The organism is Spirobacillus cienkowskii (genome assembly GCF_037081835.1).
Taxonomy (GTDB): Bacteria; Bdellovibrionota_B; Oligoflexia; order Silvanigrellales; family Silvanigrellaceae; genus Silvanigrella; species Silvanigrella cienkowskii.
Map to the genome: position 1 here is coordinate 2384341 of NZ_CP146516.1, position 16020 is coordinate 2400360.

The window sequence follows — 16020 nt, forward strand, 5'->3', positions numbered from 1 at the left end:
ATTATCTCCAACCATACTTATCTAATAACTTAAGCGCTTCAAGAGAATTAGAGCCAATTTGTTTTATACCATCTAAATCAAATTTTGCTTTTCCAAGTTCTTGTAAAGTTTTATTCCACTCAACATCAATGGTAACAGGATATTCGTAGTTTTCATTCATAATCATTGTTTGTGATTCTTTGGTAAGAAGAAATTCTATAAATTTAATCGCTTTTTCTTTATTGGGAGCATATTTTGCCAACGCCGCGGTACTAATATTAACATGCGCTCCTCTGTTTTTTTGATTTGGAAAAATAATTCCAATTTTATTTGCTGCAGAGCGAAATTTTGCCTCATTGGAATTGAGCATACGGGCATAATAATAGGTATTAACAACTGCCATTTCTCCTACATTGTTTGCCAAAGCCAACAGTTGATCTGTATCTCCGCCTTCTGGTGTGCGGGCTAAATTACCAGACACATTTTTTAGCCATTCTGAGGTTGCCTTTTCTCCATTTGCATTTAAAAATCCTGCCACAAGCGATTGATTGTACACATTGTGCGAAGAACGAATGAGCAATTTGTGTTTCCAATTGTTGTTTGCTAAATTTTCATAAGTATCAATCTCGTTACCTTTGAGCTTTTCTTTGTTGTAGGCAATCACGCGGCCACGCATACTCACTGCAACCCAATTGTTTTTATCACTTCTTAAGCTTTCAGGAAGACGCTGCGCAATGGTAGCAGAACTGATAGGTTGAAAAAGATTGTCTTGTTCGGCTTTCCAAATACTCCCTGCATCAACTGTGAGCACCACATCGGCCGGGCTATGTTTGCCCTCACGCTTAAGCCTTTCAAAAATTTGCGCGGCTTCTTTGATAAACAAAACATTAACTTTTACGTTTTCTTGTTTTTCAAAATTTTCATACAGTTTTTTATCAACCTCGTAATGCCTTGAAGTGTATATATTTATTTCTTCTTTTTGAACTATCTTATTGTTTGCAAATATTTGCAATGGAATATTGAACATAGAAATTAAAACTATTGTTTTTATAAATATTTTCATTTTTGCTCCCTGTATTTTTAGACAAATTACCTAGACCCTCTCGATACCAACCAAAACACTATATAGTGAAACTGAAAATCAATCTCAATGAATGCGCTTAAATTTTTAGAGGTAGAGCGCGCAGCCAATTTGTTAACTAAAGAATATCAAAAAAAACCAAAAAAGCTTTGTGAGAGTTTGAGTTAAAAATGCTCATCCCTTAAAAAGAGGGGATAAGCAAAAATGATATTTAATATATGGACTCATTGTGCAAAAGAAGTGGAAGTTAAAATAGAAAAATCTTCTGAAAAATTATAGTACGCGATGAAAATAAGATTTTGAGGAGAAAAACTCATGTTCTCCCTCTTTTTCTTGTATCCTGCTTCATAAGCGCATCGAGAGATAACGCTGCCTCTGGGCTTTCGGGGGCAAATAACGCATTAAAATCATTGGTAGCTTTTAGCACTATAGATAGTTTTAATAATGATTTTAGTGAAATTTCCCCAGTTTTTTCAAACTTTTTTAAAGCACCATAACTCACACCCGATCTTTGCGCCAAAGATTGCTGACTTAAATTGAGATTGAGCCTTTTGGCACGGGCTTGTTCGGCTATTTTCTTTTGCATTTCTTGCGTGCTTAAAAAATTAATTGATATCATAATATCCCTTATAACACAAAAACCCTTATAATAGCTATTATAATAGCTGTTATAATAGCTGTTATATTAAAAAATCAAGTATTTTATTATGGGTTTTTTATTCCTTAAAATTTTAAAGATTGATTAAAAAATTTTTAAATCTAAAGACCTTAAACACTTTGAAAAGTGAATTTTAAATTCTTTTATAATTGTTTCTAGCCTCGACCATTTTTGATCTGTTATTATTGTCCTTAACTTAACGCTTTCGTTAGTTGTGGTAATCCAACTTTTGCTGAAAATTTGTCAAAAATTAAGACTTCTTCAATACTTGATAACACTCAATCATTATTTTAATTGTTTTTTTATAATTAATATGTAGTGCAAAAAATTTATTTTTATGTTTAGGCATTAAATATATTTATTATCAAACAGTTATTTTTTTTGTATATAACAAATTTAATGGGAGTGATATAATATGCATCATTTATTTTTTAAAATTTAAATTATATAAAAATTATATGATAAATTTATTTTAATTATTATAAAACTATTGATTTAATAAATATTAAGTTGTATTTGTTATTTTGCCTTTTTTTGGGGTTTATTAATAAAATTATAAGATTTTATAGGCTTAAATATGGGATTTTCAATTTATAAAAAATCTAACTATGATTGTCAAAGAAAAATTTTTAAGTTTAATTATAGATCAAAAAATATCAATGATAGAAGAGTTGAAGAGGATTTATTTGCTTTTAATATCTTAAATGATCCTAAGTATATTGAAAATATACTTGTTGTTTCAAGACTATTTTCTGGAGTTATAAGAGTTTCTTATGTTTTAAATTTAAATAAATTCTATACCGTTATAAATAAATTTATTGATTCAAAAATTGGTGATTACCCAGTTTTAGATAAAAAATTTCACTCGCATCTAGATTTAGCTGACTTTTTTATTAAAGAAACAAATCATATCTGCTTATTGTCGGTTTTTTGGGTATTTTTTGGTGGATTAAAAAATGAAAATTTGGGTATTTTAGAAAATTCTTACTTGATACAGCAGTTTATTTTACTTAATAAAATTTATAATAGCAAAGTTTTCTCTACAAAAGAATATTATTCTGATGGGCATCTTAGAGTTCAGTCTCTTAAGAATTATGATGAATTTAATTTTGGTATGACAAATTCTATTAAATTAGATGATTTTAAAAATAATTTTTTACCTTTTTCTCGTTCCAATGATTATATAGAAATGAAAATGTCTAAATATATTTTAAAAGAAAATAATGGGAAATTTAAAAAAAGTTATAATGTTAATTATAATCGTTATATTAAGAAAAATATTCCATTAGCTTCTGGTATGTCTGGCATGATTAATTTAGCTTGTAAATCTCTTGTTTTTATGAATTCTGATTTTCGCAGCGATCAAACAGTCTATATGCTAGAGTCTTTATGTGCATTAATTGTTGCAACAAACATGCATTCTTACAGTGAAGTTTATGATTCTTTAAATTTATATTTAGCGGTTTGGAAGCCGAAGTATGGTAGAGTTTATAATTTTTAATTTTTAATTTTTAATTTTTCCTCTCTGTTGTTTTAACAAAAAAGAGTGCAATGATTTAGTGTCAGAGCAGATTACGTCAAATTTTTCACTGTCCAAAGGTATTATTGTAATATTATTTTTATTTATTTTACCCTCAGTATGCACTTCTAACATCAAACCAATGGCATCTTGTACCATATAGTATGCTTCTTCTTCGGTATCACCATCAGTTACAACTAATAACGAAGGAACTTCTGCAACAAAATATGTTATATCGTTATCAATTACTTTTTTTATAAACCCTTCTACCCTCATTGATTTCTCCATATTTAACAGTTACTTTTTTATAATTTAAAGAAACTTTAATAAAACAACTCAAACCTTATTGTTTAAGATTTTCAAAAACATCATCAAAATTTTTTATACAAACCGCACCCTTTTGTTTAAATTTCAAAGGCCAAGTTAATTTAGGATTTTCAAAGTTATTTTGTAAAATAAATAATTTTCTTTTTTGTTTTAAAGCAGCTTCGGCTTGAACCAGAGTGCCCGATGTTTCACCTGCTTCAACAATAATAGTTGCTTTAGTTAACACAGACATAGTTTTATTTCGTTCTAAAAAATAAAATCTTTTTGTTTTTAAATTTTGTTTTTCATACTTTATAAAAGGTACCTGACTAATAATAAGGTGCTCTTGTGCTATTTTTTGTTGAAGATCTTTGTTTTCTTTTGGATAAAAAACAGATAAAGGAGTGCCAATAACCCCAATTGTTTTGCCATTAAATTTTATTGCCGTTTGATGCGCAACTGTATCAATGCCAGCAGCAAGGCCAGACACAATTGTAAAACCTTTCTCTACCAAGCCTTGCGTGAGTTTTTGCGTTCTTCTAACCCCTGCTTCACTTGGCTGGCGAGTACCAATAATTGCCACACATGGTGTACAAACAAGATCCCAAAATCCCTGATAGTAAATAATTTCTAAAGGACTTTGTGCGTCTAAGAATGAAGTTTGATAATTTTGGCTACCACGCATTGTCACACCAAAATGATTAATATTCGCGCTCGTCACTCTTTTCATAACTTCACTGTAATATTTTTCAGCTATTTCTGCTGCTATAAAATTTGAAGGATGTTTGCATCCGTTCTCAAACATTTTTGCGAGTTTTGCATAACCAATAAAGTCGCCTTGATCCCATAAAGCTTCGTAACTTCCAACCTCAAGACTGAGATTGGAATTACATTTATGCAACTCTGTTAAAATACTATTCTCCATTTTTAACCGCTTTACTGTTTAATTTAGAAAAATTATTTTTAGATTTATTATCTGTATAAGCAATATACCTTCTTTCTTGTTATACAATAAAATAATACATTAATATTACATTACAGTCTATATTTACATTAAAAAATCCTAATTCAATCAAACATAATTAAACAAATAAAATAACTAGTAAATTATAAAAACCAAAAAATAATTTTAATTTTACCATAAAAATTAAGTTTAATATTTTGATATCATAATTGTTGCGCTATTTACAAAATTTGTACAAAAACAATAATAAAAAAAGAAAAATTCTTGTTACAATAATTAGTTACTTATTGAGTAATGAAAACCATATTTAAAGTTCACCATTAATTAGAAATTGATTACAAAAAAATACTTTCTTAAAAAAACTCAATATCTAAAAAAATCAACAACTCATTTTTCTGTTCTCACACAATTGACCGAAAAACACATTCTCACTAGGGTGGCGAGCTTCAAGTGTGAATTGCACATGAAGCTCGCCACCAGTTGTATTTGCATTTTGCAAACTGCAATTGCACGGCGAAATTAAAAATAACGTGTTTATTGTTGAAGGATTTTTATGTTCCAAAGCGAATCTGTCGATATTTTTGACCCCAAAGTGGATTCCATCTTCAAAAAGATTTTTGGCGAAAAACAAGAACTTTTTATTGACCTTGTCAATAGTGTGTTTGCCAATAAAAACGAAAAATTGGTAAAATCTGTTACCTTTTCAAACTCTTCTCTGCCAAAAAATATTGCCAGTGGCAAAGAATGTTTTTTGGATGTTCTGGCTGAGCTCGATGACGGCAGCAAAATCAATATTGAAATGCAGGTTGCACCAGAAAAACATTATGTCAAAAGAAGTTTGTATTATTGGAGCAGTTTGTATTCCAACCAATTGGCAACCGGCAATCATTACAAAGGCTTAAATCGCTGCGTGTGTATTAATATCATAAACTTTGACCTCTTCCCCGAAAACAATAGCTATCATAGAATGCTCTCTGTTTTAGATGTCGACAACCACGAAATTGTTGCCCCAGACCTTGAAATCCATTATTTAATTATACCCAAAATGCCTAAAGGTATGTATAATGGTAGTATGACAAGGCTTGAAAAATGGTTACTCTTCTTTCAAGCTAAAAACAAAAAAGTGTTCGAGGAACTCGCCATGCAAGATAGATTATTTGAACAAGCAAAAGAAACTTTGTACTTTTTGAGTCATCACCCCGAAGAACGAGCGGCATACACCCAACGTTTAAAATATCTGTTAGATACCGCTTCTCGAATTGATGATGCTGAAGCTAGAGGCGAAGCTAGAGGTGAGCATAAAAAAGCGCTTGAAACAGCAAAAAACATGAAAGCAAATGATTTTTCATTAATGATTATTGTTAAAATGACAGGACTCTCGCCCGAAGAAGTAGAAAATCTTTAAATATAGTTAGAATCGATTTTTCTTCTTCAGAAAATTAAATTAAAATTATAAACTCTGAATACTGTTTTACTGTTACATCCGCTGTAATCAGTTTAAGAGGTTCGCACAAAGCTTGTGAAATAATTATTCTATCAAATGGATCTTTATGAATATTTGGTAATTCATTCAAGGTTATAACATGCTCAGAAGTTAAAGGAAGCTCTCGAAAACAATTTCTATCAAGACATTCTTTTAATTCACTTAAATTTAAATCTAATTTACCTAGATTTTTTTTAATTATAATTTCCCAAATTGAAATTGGACTATAATAAATTTCTGTGGCTTCATCTATAACTTTACGAGCTTTTTTTGTTAATTTTTTTGAATCTTGCATTATCCAAATAATAATGTGTGTATCAAGTAAAATTTTCATGAATTTTTAAGCCTTACCATAAAACATTTCATTAATTTCTTTACTTGGAGAGTCAAAATCCTCATCATCAATTTTTATTTTTCTTTTCATAAGACCGTAAATAACAGGATTTTTTTCTTTTTTAATAGGCTCCACAATAACAATAGGTTTACCAGATTTTGCAATCATAAAACCAGCTCCGCTTTTAACAGCCTCATCGATCAATTTAGACAAATTTGTTTTAGCTTCGTGCATGTTTATAATTAACACACTCTTTCTCCTTTTCTACAAACTAAACTAAGCTTAGTTTAGTTTTCGTCAAAAATCAAACTAAATTTAACAAACTTTGTTAAATAAACCTAATATATTAAAATTATTAAAAATATTTTTTAGGATATATTGTTATAATTGTGATATTTAAATTCCACTCTCACACAATTGACCGGAAAACACATTCTCACTAGGGTGGCGAGCTTCATGTGTGAATTGCACATGAAGCTCGCAGCAAGTTGTATTTGCAGTTTGCAAACTGTAATTACGCAGTGAAATTAAAAATAACGTGTTTATTGTTGAAGGATTTTTATGTTCCAAACCGAATCTGTCGATATTTTTGACCCCAAAGTGGATTCCATCTTCAAAAAGATTTTTGGCGAAAAACAAGAACTTTTTATTGACCTTGTCAATAGTGTGTTTGCCAATAAAAACGAAAAATTGGTAAAATCTGTTACCTTTTCAAACTCTTCTCTACCAAAAAATATTGCCAGTGGCAAAGAATATTTTTTGGATGTTCTGGCTGAGCTCGATGACGGCAGCAAAATCAATATTGAAATGCAGGTTGCACCAGAAAAACATTATGTCAAAAGAAGTTTGTATTATTGGAGCAGTTTGTATTCCAACCAATTGGCAACCGGCAATCATTACAAAGGCTTAAATCGCTGCGTGTGTATTAATATCATAAACTTTGACCTCTTCCCCGAAAACAATAGCTATCATAGAATGCTCTCTGTTTTAGATGTCGACAACCACGAAATTGTTGCCCCCGACCTTGAAATCCATTATTTAATTATACCCAAAATGCCCAAACATATGTATAATGGTAGTATGACAAGGCTTGAAAAATGGTTACTCTTCTTTCAAGCTAAAAACAAAAAAGTGTTCGAGGAACTCGCCATGCAAGATAGATTATTTGAACAAGCAAAAGAAACTTTGTACTTTTTGAGTCATCACCCCGAAGAAAGAGCGGCATACACTCAACGTTTAAAATATTTGCTAGACACCGCTTCTCGACTTGATGATGCTAAAACCGAGGGAGAACATAATAAAGCTATTGAAATCGCAAAAAAATTAAAAGCCAGAGACTTCTCAATGATAGATATTATAGATATGACTGGACTCTCGCCCGAAGAATTGGAAAATCTTTAAAAACTGTTTAATTTTTAGTAAATTCTCCTCTAAAATTATTTTCCGCCCCTATACAATTGACTGGCGTTGACGTTTTAATTAAGTTGGCGAACTTAGAACGTAATCAACGTTTGAGGTTCGTTAAAAATGTATTTTTAAATTTAAAATACAAATTTTTTTTTTATATAGGAACTTAATATGTTAGAAAAACTTCGCGAAGAAGCAAAAGAAACTTTGGACTTTTTGAGACATCACCCCGAAGAAAGAATGGCTTACACCCCACGCTTAAAATATTTGTTAGACACTATTTCACGACTTGAAACTGCTAAAGAAGAAGGTTTTGAAATTGGTTATAAAGAAGGTTTTGAAATTGGCATTCAAATCTCTAAGCATAAAGTTGCAAAAAAAATGAAGCTAATGGATTGCTCAATGTCTGATATTATTAAAATAACTAAACTTTCCCCTGAAGAAGTGGAAAATCTTTAAATATTGTGAGAATCGATTTTTTGTTTTTTTGCCCTACCCATTTTTTTCTTGCAATCGAATAAAAATTTTTTTGGTTTGTTTCTGCTTTTTCTTCGTGCCAATCATACTGCACCTCCTACTACCATACATATTTTGATATAATATTATCCAAAAATGTGTTAATTTAAAAAATTAACAGAGCAAATAATCCGCTGAGTTAATAATTTTGTTAGTAATTTTATAACTTAACCATTCCAGAAATCTTTACATCAAGACATACTAATATTTTTAATAGAGTATCAGTTGAGGTATTATGATAATGATCAAGTTCGTAACGAGCAATTTGTCTTGAATGTATATGAACTTTACGAGCAAAATCTTCAATTGACATACCTTTTGCTATTCGATATTTAATTGGAGCATTCATTAAATCTTCTAAAGAAAATATTTGTATTTCAGAAGATTTATTATTTTTTAATAGTTCATATTCATTTATTTCAACTTCAATTTCAGAAATAAGTTCTTCAATTTGGCCAATTGTAGCAAGTTTTAAAACTTCTGGTACATTTTTTTGTTGCTCAGTGATAATTGATTCTTTTAACATTTTGACTTTTTCTTTTGCTGCTAAAAGTTGTTTTTGACTAGTAATCATAAATTATTATCTCCTAAGTTAACAACTATTATACCTTTTGGGGTTCCTTCTCTATTAAGTTGAAAAAATCTTGGAAAAGGCAAACCAGAATAGCCTTCGGTAAAAGCAGCTGGAAAAAATTCTAGTCCATATTTAGCTTTCATTAAGAAGAGAGATTTTTGCAAAAAAACGGGGTCTAAAATATCTAAATTAACTTTTTCATCATAACGCCAGCAGCCATCAATATCGTTAGGTTCAAATTTTGAAGTAACAAAGCTTCCGTCAATCCATATTTTTTTAATACCCGCAAGCTTAAAGTTTTCAATGTCAGTTTTTTATACTGACATTAGAGCCTCTCTTCTTGGATTACTTGTTCCAAATCGATTGTTTATTTGCTCAAGGGTTGCAATATGTTCTCAGGGTGACAACTCACCGTTCTTACCAAATTCAGGAATACTCATCGGTTCACCGTAAGCTAATCATAGCACCTTTTTATAGTCATGACTAAATTAGCATGACTAAATCGAGATGTAAATTGCTTGATTACAAAGAAGCCCCACCCCCACTCAAACCTCGCCAATTTAGTACAAAACAATCATACAACTCGATATTGAAATAAGAACCTAGATTTGTTCACAGCTTGACGAGGCAAGCAAAATGACGATAGGAATTTTTGCAAACAAACTCAAAAAGAAGCTTTTAAAAATAAACCTGTTAAGTTAAATCCCTCGATTCAAGGATAGGAGTGTTTAAAAATATGTTGCGCTACAAAGCGGTGATAGCTGGTACAATATACAAAGAAATTTCAGTAAGATATTCAATCTCGGACGTGTTCAAAGTGTCGTGAAATACGACCACGGATAGGGCTTAGAGTCAGACACCGGAACTCTAAATAAATATATTGCGAGCATACAGAGCCAGTCGTCCCTATCGGGCATGATAGGCCAACTCTTACAAAGAAAAATTCTAACTAGTTTTTCTTTGTATCTAGAGAATCCCTTTCCTCAAAAAATCGAGTTAGGAGATTTTTTGAGGAAGGAGAGAATGTAAATAGCGATCACTTTAAAGAATAAAAAAGCAAATGTTGTTACAAAATTAAGAAAATTAGCTAGAAGCACTTTAAAAAATAACATATAAGTTGATAATATATTTATATTTTATAAAATTTTTATAACTACTTGTTAAAATGAAATTATTAATTTAAAATACTTTAACATGGAATCTTTATAAAAATCGGGAGGATTTTATGCAAAAAATAGATCCTATTCAGTTGTCAAAATGGATCATTCATAATCTACCAGAGACGAACTGTGGGTTAAATGAATTAACTCATTTAAAACTACAAAAGTTGTCTTATTATTGTTATGGTATTTGTATAGCAAACAATATTGATCCTCATTTTGAACAATTTATTTTTGAAGCATGGAAACATGGTCCTGTGTGTAGATCAATTTATAATGAGTTTAAAGTTTTTAGTAATAAAAATATTTTAAAAAGCAGTATTAATAAACCAAGCATTCCGTTTGCAAAAGAGATAGAACAATTATTATTAAAGGTATTATATTTATATGGAAGTTTAACTCCTTGGAAAATTAGACAACAATCTCATTTAGAAGAACCTTGGAAATTTGCTTTTGAAAGCAATAATATTATAATTGACGAAAACAAAATTAAAAATACTTTTATTAATAAATTTTTTAATCCAAAAAAAGAAAGAATTTATGGACCAGAATATGTTTTTGATTTAAGTAGCTTTGAATTAGATGGAATACCAATTATAGGGTTTAAATCTTTTGATGAACTTGTAAATACTGCTAAAAAAATTTATTTTGAGAGCCCATGAAAAATTGTGAATTTTGTAAAGACAAATACAATTATATTAATTATGCCAATTAATAGTTGAGAAAAATCAATTAGAATTTGAATAAGTAGTTAAACAGGCAGGCAGAAAATCGTCCGAAAACATGGACGATAAGGCCTTTAGTCGATTCGAACTTTTGATGCGATTTGAATACCGCTGGATTCAATTAACCAGTTAAAAAGGATTTCAATGGACTGCCGAATAGAGCTAACAGATTTAGAATAAACTTTCTCATCACTAGAAAGAGTTTTTTTATTCCGAGAGAGTTTAATTGGTGTGTGTAATTTAGAGTTTATTTGATTCAAGTTTTTTTTAGTTGATTTGTCACAGTAAGCACGATCGGCAAAGATTTGCGAATGTTTGAAGTTTAAAAGATCATTCTTAACAGCAGTTAAGTCGTGAGTTGCGGCGGGTGTGATTTTAAAATCAATAGGTGCGGCAAGTTTTTTATTTTGAAACAAAGCAGCGAGATGAAGTTTTAACCCATAGTAAAATTTATCTTTTGAAGAGCAATAGCCAATAGCAGAAATATCGTTTGCAGTATTGCACTTGTGCGCCCGAAAACCAGTTGTGAGTATAATAGGTAAAGAGTCAATAAGAATAAAAGGTTTGGATTTTGTTTTAGGGATTTTAAATTTATTATTTTTTAAAATAAAGTTTGCAAGTTCAGGAAAGAGTTTACTTAAGCTATTAAGTCTTGACAAAAATCCTTCATAAGAAGGCAAGTGAGGAAACCAGTTTGGAATAAAATTTTTAGTGAAGTTAAAAATAGCTTTTATATTTTTTTGTTTCATTAAAACTCCAAAGATGTAAATAGTGGTGACTTCTTGGTCTGTGAACGAGGGATTTGAGTTTGGACTAATTTTTAAAAAAGAGGTTGGAGAGAGTTGAGAAAAGAAATCGCAGGTAGTAAGGTATACAGTGATGAGTTGGCTCTGCCAGTCCATTGGTAGCTCCTTTGTTAATTTTGTTTGTGCAAAAATTATTTAACAAATTGGAGCTATTTCTTCAAGCCTCACAATAACTTTCTCAACTATTAACTGGCATTAATTTTAATTATGATTGTTTAAAACAAGGTAGTTGTGTATTCAAAAAGTACGATCAACTTCTAGTAAAGTACTACTATGAGTTTTTTAATATAAAAGCGAGCGAAGAAATAGCTGAATTAATTACTAAAGAGGTTGAAAAATCTTATTATTATTTAAAAAAGGACATAGAAAATAAGTTATACCAGTTTCCTAAAACTCCAATAGAGTTTATTAATTTGATAAAATTTCTTAATAAGGAAATTTTTAAAAATACAGGTATTGGTTTTTTTGGAAATTTTCGTGATAGAGAAATTTTTTTTGATACAGGTAATCATTGCAGAGAAGGATCAAATCCTCAAAATATTGAAGCAGAACTTATTACTTTATTTAATGATCATTTTTTAAATACTTTTTCTGAGCAATGGGAATCAGAATCCCGTTTTTTAAGACTTTGTGCCATATTCTTAGAAAGTTTTTTTAGAATTCATCCGTTTCCTGATGGCAATGGAAGAACTGGAAGGTTATTTTTAATTTTGATGGGGATACATAGTCAAAAATTTTATTTTGAACGCTTTGAAATTCATAAAAAAGAAGAAAATAACTACATAAACGCTTTAAGAAAAGCTCATAAATTATATAATCATGAATACCATTTTAAGCGAGGCAATGCTTACAATGATTTAATTAAATGGTTAAAAGCAAGATTAACTAATTTAAGTAACTTTAATGGAATTGAAGAAGAGCCTGATTAAAAAATTATCTTCAAATCGCTAAGCATAAAGTTGCAAAAAAAATGAAGCTAATGGATTGCTCAATGTCTGATATTATTAAAATAACTAAACTTTCCCCTGAAGAAGTGGAAAATCTTTAAATATTGTGAGAATCGATTTTTTGTTTTTTTGCCCTACCCATTTTTTTCTTGCAATCGAATAAAACTTTTTTTGGTTTGTTTCTGCTTTTTCTTCGTGCCAATCATACTGTACTTACATCATCTTGCCATACATATTTTGATATAAAAAAGGGGTAAAAGGGGAGGAATTAAAATTGTGAATCAAGAGATAAAATCGACGAACTTATCATATAAGCAATTATAATTATATAAATTTTTAAATAAAATTTTATATACAAAAAATTCTGATTGATAATTTTATCCTTATTAAATAGTATATAATACTAGTTAGTGTTTGAATGGAGTTGTGATGGATAGAATTTTTGTTGTTTTGAACGGATTTTGGGAAGATTGGCAACGCTTAGGTTTGGATGACAAGGAACTCAATTTTCTTGAATTAGAACTGATGAAAAATCCATTAATTGGAGATATCATTCAAGGATCTAAAGGAGTTAGAAAAGTACGTTGGTCTGTTGGAAATAAAGGTAAAAGAGGAGGGGTTAGAATTTTCTATCTTGATATAACAGCTACTAAAGAAGTTTATTTACTAGCAGTTATTGCAAAAAATGAAAAAGCAAATCTTACAAAATCAGAGATTAATATACTTGCTAAACTTGTTAACAATTTAAAAAAAGAGGATTAACCATGACCTTATTTAAAAAACTTGAAAGAGGATTAAAAGAGGCAACCCTCTACAAAGAAGGCAAAAAAAATGCTGCCGCAAGAGTTCATGATCACAAAACTATTGAGTTTAAACCCGTTACTCTTATGAAGCCAAATCAAATTAAAAAACTTCGTCTTTCGCTAGGCCTAAGCCAAAAAGAATTTGCAAATTTTTTAGCTGTTTCGCACGAAACTGTTGCTAAATGGGAACAAGGTGGAAATAAACCCAAAGGTGTAGCTTTAAGATTGATGGATATACTTGCTAATCAAGGAGAAGATTTAATTAAAAAAGTATCTTCAAATTACTTTTAAGCTCCCATCAAACCTCGCCAATTTCGCCCACAGATTGCTTATCGCGCTCGGTTTTTTGGGTGTAGGCGTCTTTGAGTACAAGTTTTAAACTGGTTTTGAGGCCATTTTCATTGCAAGAAAAGCGAGTTTCTTCTATTAAAAAATCGCCCTCAAGAATGGCTTTATGGCTGACAACGCTTTTAAGCCCTGGCCGCTTTACACTGCTATCGCTCATTCCTCAAATGCCCAAAGAATGATCTTTCATTTTTTTTCGCTATAAAGTTTTGGAGGCATTGCATTGCACGGAAAAATTCAAATTTCTAGTAAAATCAACACTTCTTTTTTATAAATTTTTTTTCTGGCAAAGTCGCGAGAAAACATTTAATAAATCAATTTATATTTAAATATCAAGCATGGTTTCTATTTGTTGCATACTCTTGTGAAGACCGCTTTTTTTATGAATTTTTATCAAATCTGCCATTTTTATTGGCGGATTTTTTAAACTATTTAATTGATTAGAAATAGAATCAAGAACGCTTTCAGGAGAAAGATCTATTAAATGACAAATAAAATCGTCTGGATGGATTGCCTCAATTTCATATTTACCAGAAACGAAAACGTAAAGCCCCGACTTCTAAAGTCGGGGATATAAGTGAGCTTAAAAGACCGCAGCACCAAACGGTGCAAGGTTGAATTGAAAGCCTGACGAGGCATGCAAAAAGACGATAGGAATTTTTGCATGTCGAAAGTTGGCTTTAGCCGTACTATTAATCAGACGTAATTATAATTATTAATTTTTGATATAGAAAATTTGATATTTAAATAAATCGGTAGTACCCTATAATTAATAGGGGAGATTCATGACGATTGAGTTAGATTCTAATAATCATTCTGTATTTAGTTTAAACTATCATTTGATTTTGGTTATTAAATATAGAAAAAAAGTTTTAACAAATCAAAAAATGTTATTGCGACTTAGAGAAATTGCAGAATATATTGGGATAAGCCACAATGTAAAAATTAAGGAAATGAATGGGGAACCTGATCATGTTCATTTTTTGCTTAGAACAAAACCAAACTGTGAACTTTCTAAATATATAAATGCGATGAAATCGGCTACAAGTAGACTTCTTAAAAAGGAATTTCCTGAAATCAAAAAAAAACTTTGGGAAGAATCTTTTTGGACAACATCCTATTGCTTAATAAGTGTAGGCGGTGCTCCTATAAATGTTCTGAAAAGGTATATTGAAAATCAAGGTGGAGTTGAGCATTAATGATAACAACATATCACTACAGAATTAAAGATTCAGGGAAAGCAAATAGGGTGCTATCTCAAATGTCACGTTCTGTAAATATGGTATGGAATTTTTGCAAACAAACTCAACAAGAGGCTCTTAAAAATAAATCCGTTAAGTTAATAGATGATAAAAAATCGGATGAAAAAATTTCTATTCCGTATTTTTTTTCATCTTCAGAAATGGATGGATTAGTTGCAGGAAGTTCAAAAGAACTAGGTCTTCATTCTCAAACAGTTCAGGCTATTTCTCAAGAATACATCACACGTAGAAAACAATTTAAAACACTCTTGCGTTGGCGTGGTAAAAAATCTCTTGGATGGGTACCATTTAAATCATCTGCAATTAAAATTCATGATGGAAAAATATCTTATAATAAGAATGAATTTTCTTTTTGGAATTCAAGAGAACTACCAGAAGATGCAAAAATAAAAACAGGCTCATTTTGTCAAGATAAGAGCGGTCATTGGTATTTAAATATTGCATTTGAAAGTGAATTAATCAGAATTAAAAGGGATGAAGACAAAGAAATTGGAATTGATATTGGAATAAAAACTCTTGCAACATGTTCAAATGGTGAAAAGATTGATAGACCAAACTTAAGAAAAAATGCTTTAAAAAAACTTCGCTATTTAAAAAGATGTCAACGATTTGCACAAAGAAAACAATCAAAAAGTAAAAAATATCATTCTCTTCCAAAGTCAAAACAAGAAAGAAAACTGCATGTAAAAGTAGCCAATATAAGACAAGACTATTTGCATAAAGAATCTACAAAACTTGTGAAAAAATGTTCCCTAATTGTAGTTGGTGATGTTCCTTGTAAATTCATGAATCGCAATAAAAAGCTATCAGGAATATCACTCGATTCAGGAATAGGGATGTTTAAAAATATGTTGAAGTACAAAGCCGTTAGAGCTGCTTCAATATACAAAGAAATTTCAGAAAGAGATTCAACTCGGACGTGCTCAAAGTGTAGTGAAATACTACCACGGATCGGGCTTGGAGTAAGAACATGGACTTGTGAAAAGTGCAAAACGATCCATGATCGTGATGTCAATGCGAGTATAAACATACTCAACGCATACAAGAACATGTTCCCTATCGGGCATGATAGGCCGACTCGTACGAAGAAAAATTCTAGCTAGTTTTTCTTTTGTATCTAGGGAATCCCCTTCCTCAAAAAATCGACGTTA

At 30.3% G+C, this 16020-nt stretch carries 20 protein-coding genes; 10 read left to right on the top strand and 10 right to left on the bottom strand.

Translation table 11 applies throughout. The features are described from left to right. Position 1: 1 nt before the first annotated feature. Together Spiro2_RS10610 and Spiro2_RS10615 are read right to left on the bottom strand one after the other, a co-directional pair. A complete protein-coding gene (locus Spiro2_RS10610; RefSeq protein ID WP_338635759.1) occupies positions 2-1042 on the bottom strand; it encodes an extracellular solute-binding protein in 1041 nt (346 codons plus the stop codon). Positions 1043-1373: 331 nt separating this feature from the next. After that, a complete protein-coding gene (locus tag Spiro2_RS10615) occupies positions 1374-1679 on the bottom strand; it encodes a helix-turn-helix transcriptional regulator (RefSeq protein WP_338635760.1) in 306 nt (101 codons plus the stop codon). A gap of 616 nt (positions 1680-2295) precedes the next feature. On the opposite strand from Spiro2_RS10615, the gene Spiro2_RS10620 reads away from it, so the two are divergent. Beyond that, entirely contained in the window at positions 2296-3219 is a 924-nt protein-coding gene (locus Spiro2_RS10620; RefSeq protein ID WP_338635761.1) for a hypothetical protein, read from the top strand. A 3-nt stretch (positions 3220-3222) separates the two neighbouring features. Here the strand turns inward: Spiro2_RS10620 and Spiro2_RS10625 are convergent, their stop codons facing one another. Together Spiro2_RS10625 and Spiro2_RS10630 are read right to left on the bottom strand one after the other, a co-directional pair. Continuing rightward, entirely contained in the window at positions 3223-3513 is a 291-nt protein-coding gene (locus tag Spiro2_RS10625; protein WP_338635762.1) for a type II toxin-antitoxin system HicB family antitoxin, read from the bottom strand. Positions 3514-3580: 67 nt separating this feature from the next. Next, on the bottom strand, positions 3581-4468 hold the full coding sequence (locus Spiro2_RS10630; RefSeq protein WP_338635763.1) for a DNA-processing protein DprA: 888 nt from the start codon (positions 4466-4468) through the stop codon (positions 3581-3583). Positions 4469-5060: 592 nt separating this feature from the next. On the opposite strand from Spiro2_RS10630, the gene Spiro2_RS10635 reads away from it, so the two are divergent. Continuing rightward, a complete protein-coding gene (locus Spiro2_RS10635) occupies positions 5061-5912 on the top strand; it encodes an Rpn family recombination-promoting nuclease/putative transposase (RefSeq protein ID WP_338635764.1) in 852 nt (283 codons plus the stop codon). Positions 5913-5946: 34 nt separating this feature from the next. Here the strand turns inward: Spiro2_RS10635 and Spiro2_RS10640 are convergent, their stop codons facing one another. Continuing rightward, positions 5947-6324: a type II toxin-antitoxin system VapC family toxin gene (locus tag Spiro2_RS10640; protein ID WP_338635766.1), complete on the bottom strand. Its 378-nt coding sequence runs from the start codon at positions 6322-6324 to the stop codon at positions 5947-5949. A gap of 6 nt (positions 6325-6330) precedes the next feature. Further along, complete coding sequence (locus tag Spiro2_RS10645; RefSeq protein ID WP_338635768.1) at positions 6331-6573, bottom strand: type II toxin-antitoxin system Phd/YefM family antitoxin; 243 nt, start codon at positions 6571-6573, stop codon at positions 6331-6333. A 312-nt stretch (positions 6574-6885) separates the two neighbouring features. Between Spiro2_RS10645 and Spiro2_RS10650 the strand changes: the two genes are divergently transcribed. Together Spiro2_RS10650 and Spiro2_RS10655 are read left to right on the top strand one after the other, a co-directional pair. Next, positions 6886-7725, top strand: coding sequence for an Rpn family recombination-promoting nuclease/putative transposase (locus tag Spiro2_RS10650; RefSeq protein WP_338635769.1), 840 nt, complete (start codon positions 6886-6888; stop codon positions 7723-7725). Between the two features lie 177 nt (positions 7726-7902). Continuing rightward, entirely contained in the window at positions 7903-8190 is a 288-nt protein-coding gene (locus Spiro2_RS10655; protein ID WP_338635770.1) for a hypothetical protein, read from the top strand. Between the two features lie 217 nt (positions 8191-8407). Here Spiro2_RS10655 and Spiro2_RS10660 read toward each other — a convergent pair whose 3' ends face one another. Both Spiro2_RS10660 and Spiro2_RS12790 read right to left on the bottom strand, forming a co-directional pair. Further along, positions 8408-8821, bottom strand: a complete 414-nt coding sequence (locus tag Spiro2_RS10660; protein ID WP_338635771.1) for a helix-turn-helix transcriptional regulator — start codon at positions 8819-8821, stop codon at positions 8408-8410. Further along, entirely contained in the window at positions 8818-9126 is a 309-nt protein-coding gene (locus Spiro2_RS12790) for a DUF6932 family protein (protein ID WP_422398039.1), read from the bottom strand. The genes Spiro2_RS10660 and Spiro2_RS12790 overlap by 4 nt, the downstream gene beginning before the upstream one ends. A gap of 920 nt (positions 9127-10046) precedes the next feature. Between Spiro2_RS12790 and Spiro2_RS10670 the strand changes: the two genes are divergently transcribed. After that, positions 10047-10643, top strand: a complete 597-nt coding sequence (locus Spiro2_RS10670; RefSeq protein WP_338635773.1) for a Panacea domain-containing protein — start codon at positions 10047-10049, stop codon at positions 10641-10643. 137 nt (positions 10644-10780) lie between these two features. Here Spiro2_RS10670 and Spiro2_RS10675 read toward each other — a convergent pair whose 3' ends face one another. Next, positions 10781-11608, bottom strand: a complete 828-nt coding sequence (locus Spiro2_RS10675; RefSeq protein ID WP_338635774.1) for a transposase — start codon at positions 11606-11608, stop codon at positions 10781-10783. A 317-nt stretch (positions 11609-11925) separates the two neighbouring features. Between Spiro2_RS10675 and Spiro2_RS10680 the strand changes: the two genes are divergently transcribed. The 3 genes from Spiro2_RS10680 to Spiro2_RS10690 all read left to right on the top strand — a co-directional run bounded on the left by Spiro2_RS10680 (position 11926) and on the right by Spiro2_RS10690 (position 13553). Continuing rightward, positions 11926-12441, top strand: coding sequence for a Fic family protein (locus tag Spiro2_RS10680; RefSeq protein ID WP_338635775.1), 516 nt, complete (start codon positions 11926-11928; stop codon positions 12439-12441). 447 nt (positions 12442-12888) lie between these two features. After that, entirely contained in the window at positions 12889-13221 is a 333-nt protein-coding gene (locus Spiro2_RS10685; protein WP_338635776.1) for a hypothetical protein, read from the top strand. Between the two features lie 2 nt (positions 13222-13223). Continuing rightward, on the top strand, positions 13224-13553 hold the full coding sequence (locus tag Spiro2_RS10690) for a helix-turn-helix domain-containing protein (RefSeq protein WP_338635777.1): 330 nt from the start codon (positions 13224-13226) through the stop codon (positions 13551-13553). 7 nt (positions 13554-13560) lie between these two features. On the opposite strand, the gene Spiro2_RS10695 is transcribed toward Spiro2_RS10690, so the two are convergent. Continuing rightward, positions 13561-13767 carry a hypothetical protein gene (locus Spiro2_RS10695; protein ID WP_338635778.1) on the bottom strand — a complete coding sequence of 69 codons (207 nt, stop codon included), beginning with the start codon at positions 13765-13767 and terminating at the stop codon, positions 13561-13563. Between the two features lie 631 nt (positions 13768-14398). Between Spiro2_RS10695 and tnpA the strand changes: the two genes are divergently transcribed. Next, entirely contained in the window at positions 14399-14806 is a 408-nt protein-coding gene (gene tnpA, locus Spiro2_RS10700; RefSeq protein ID WP_338637767.1) for an IS200/IS605 family transposase, read from the top strand. Then, entirely contained in the window at positions 14806-15972 is a 1167-nt protein-coding gene (locus tag Spiro2_RS10705) for a transposase (RefSeq protein ID WP_338635779.1), read from the top strand. The genes tnpA and Spiro2_RS10705 overlap by 1 nt, the downstream gene beginning before the upstream one ends. Positions 15973-16020 lie beyond the last annotated feature (48 nt).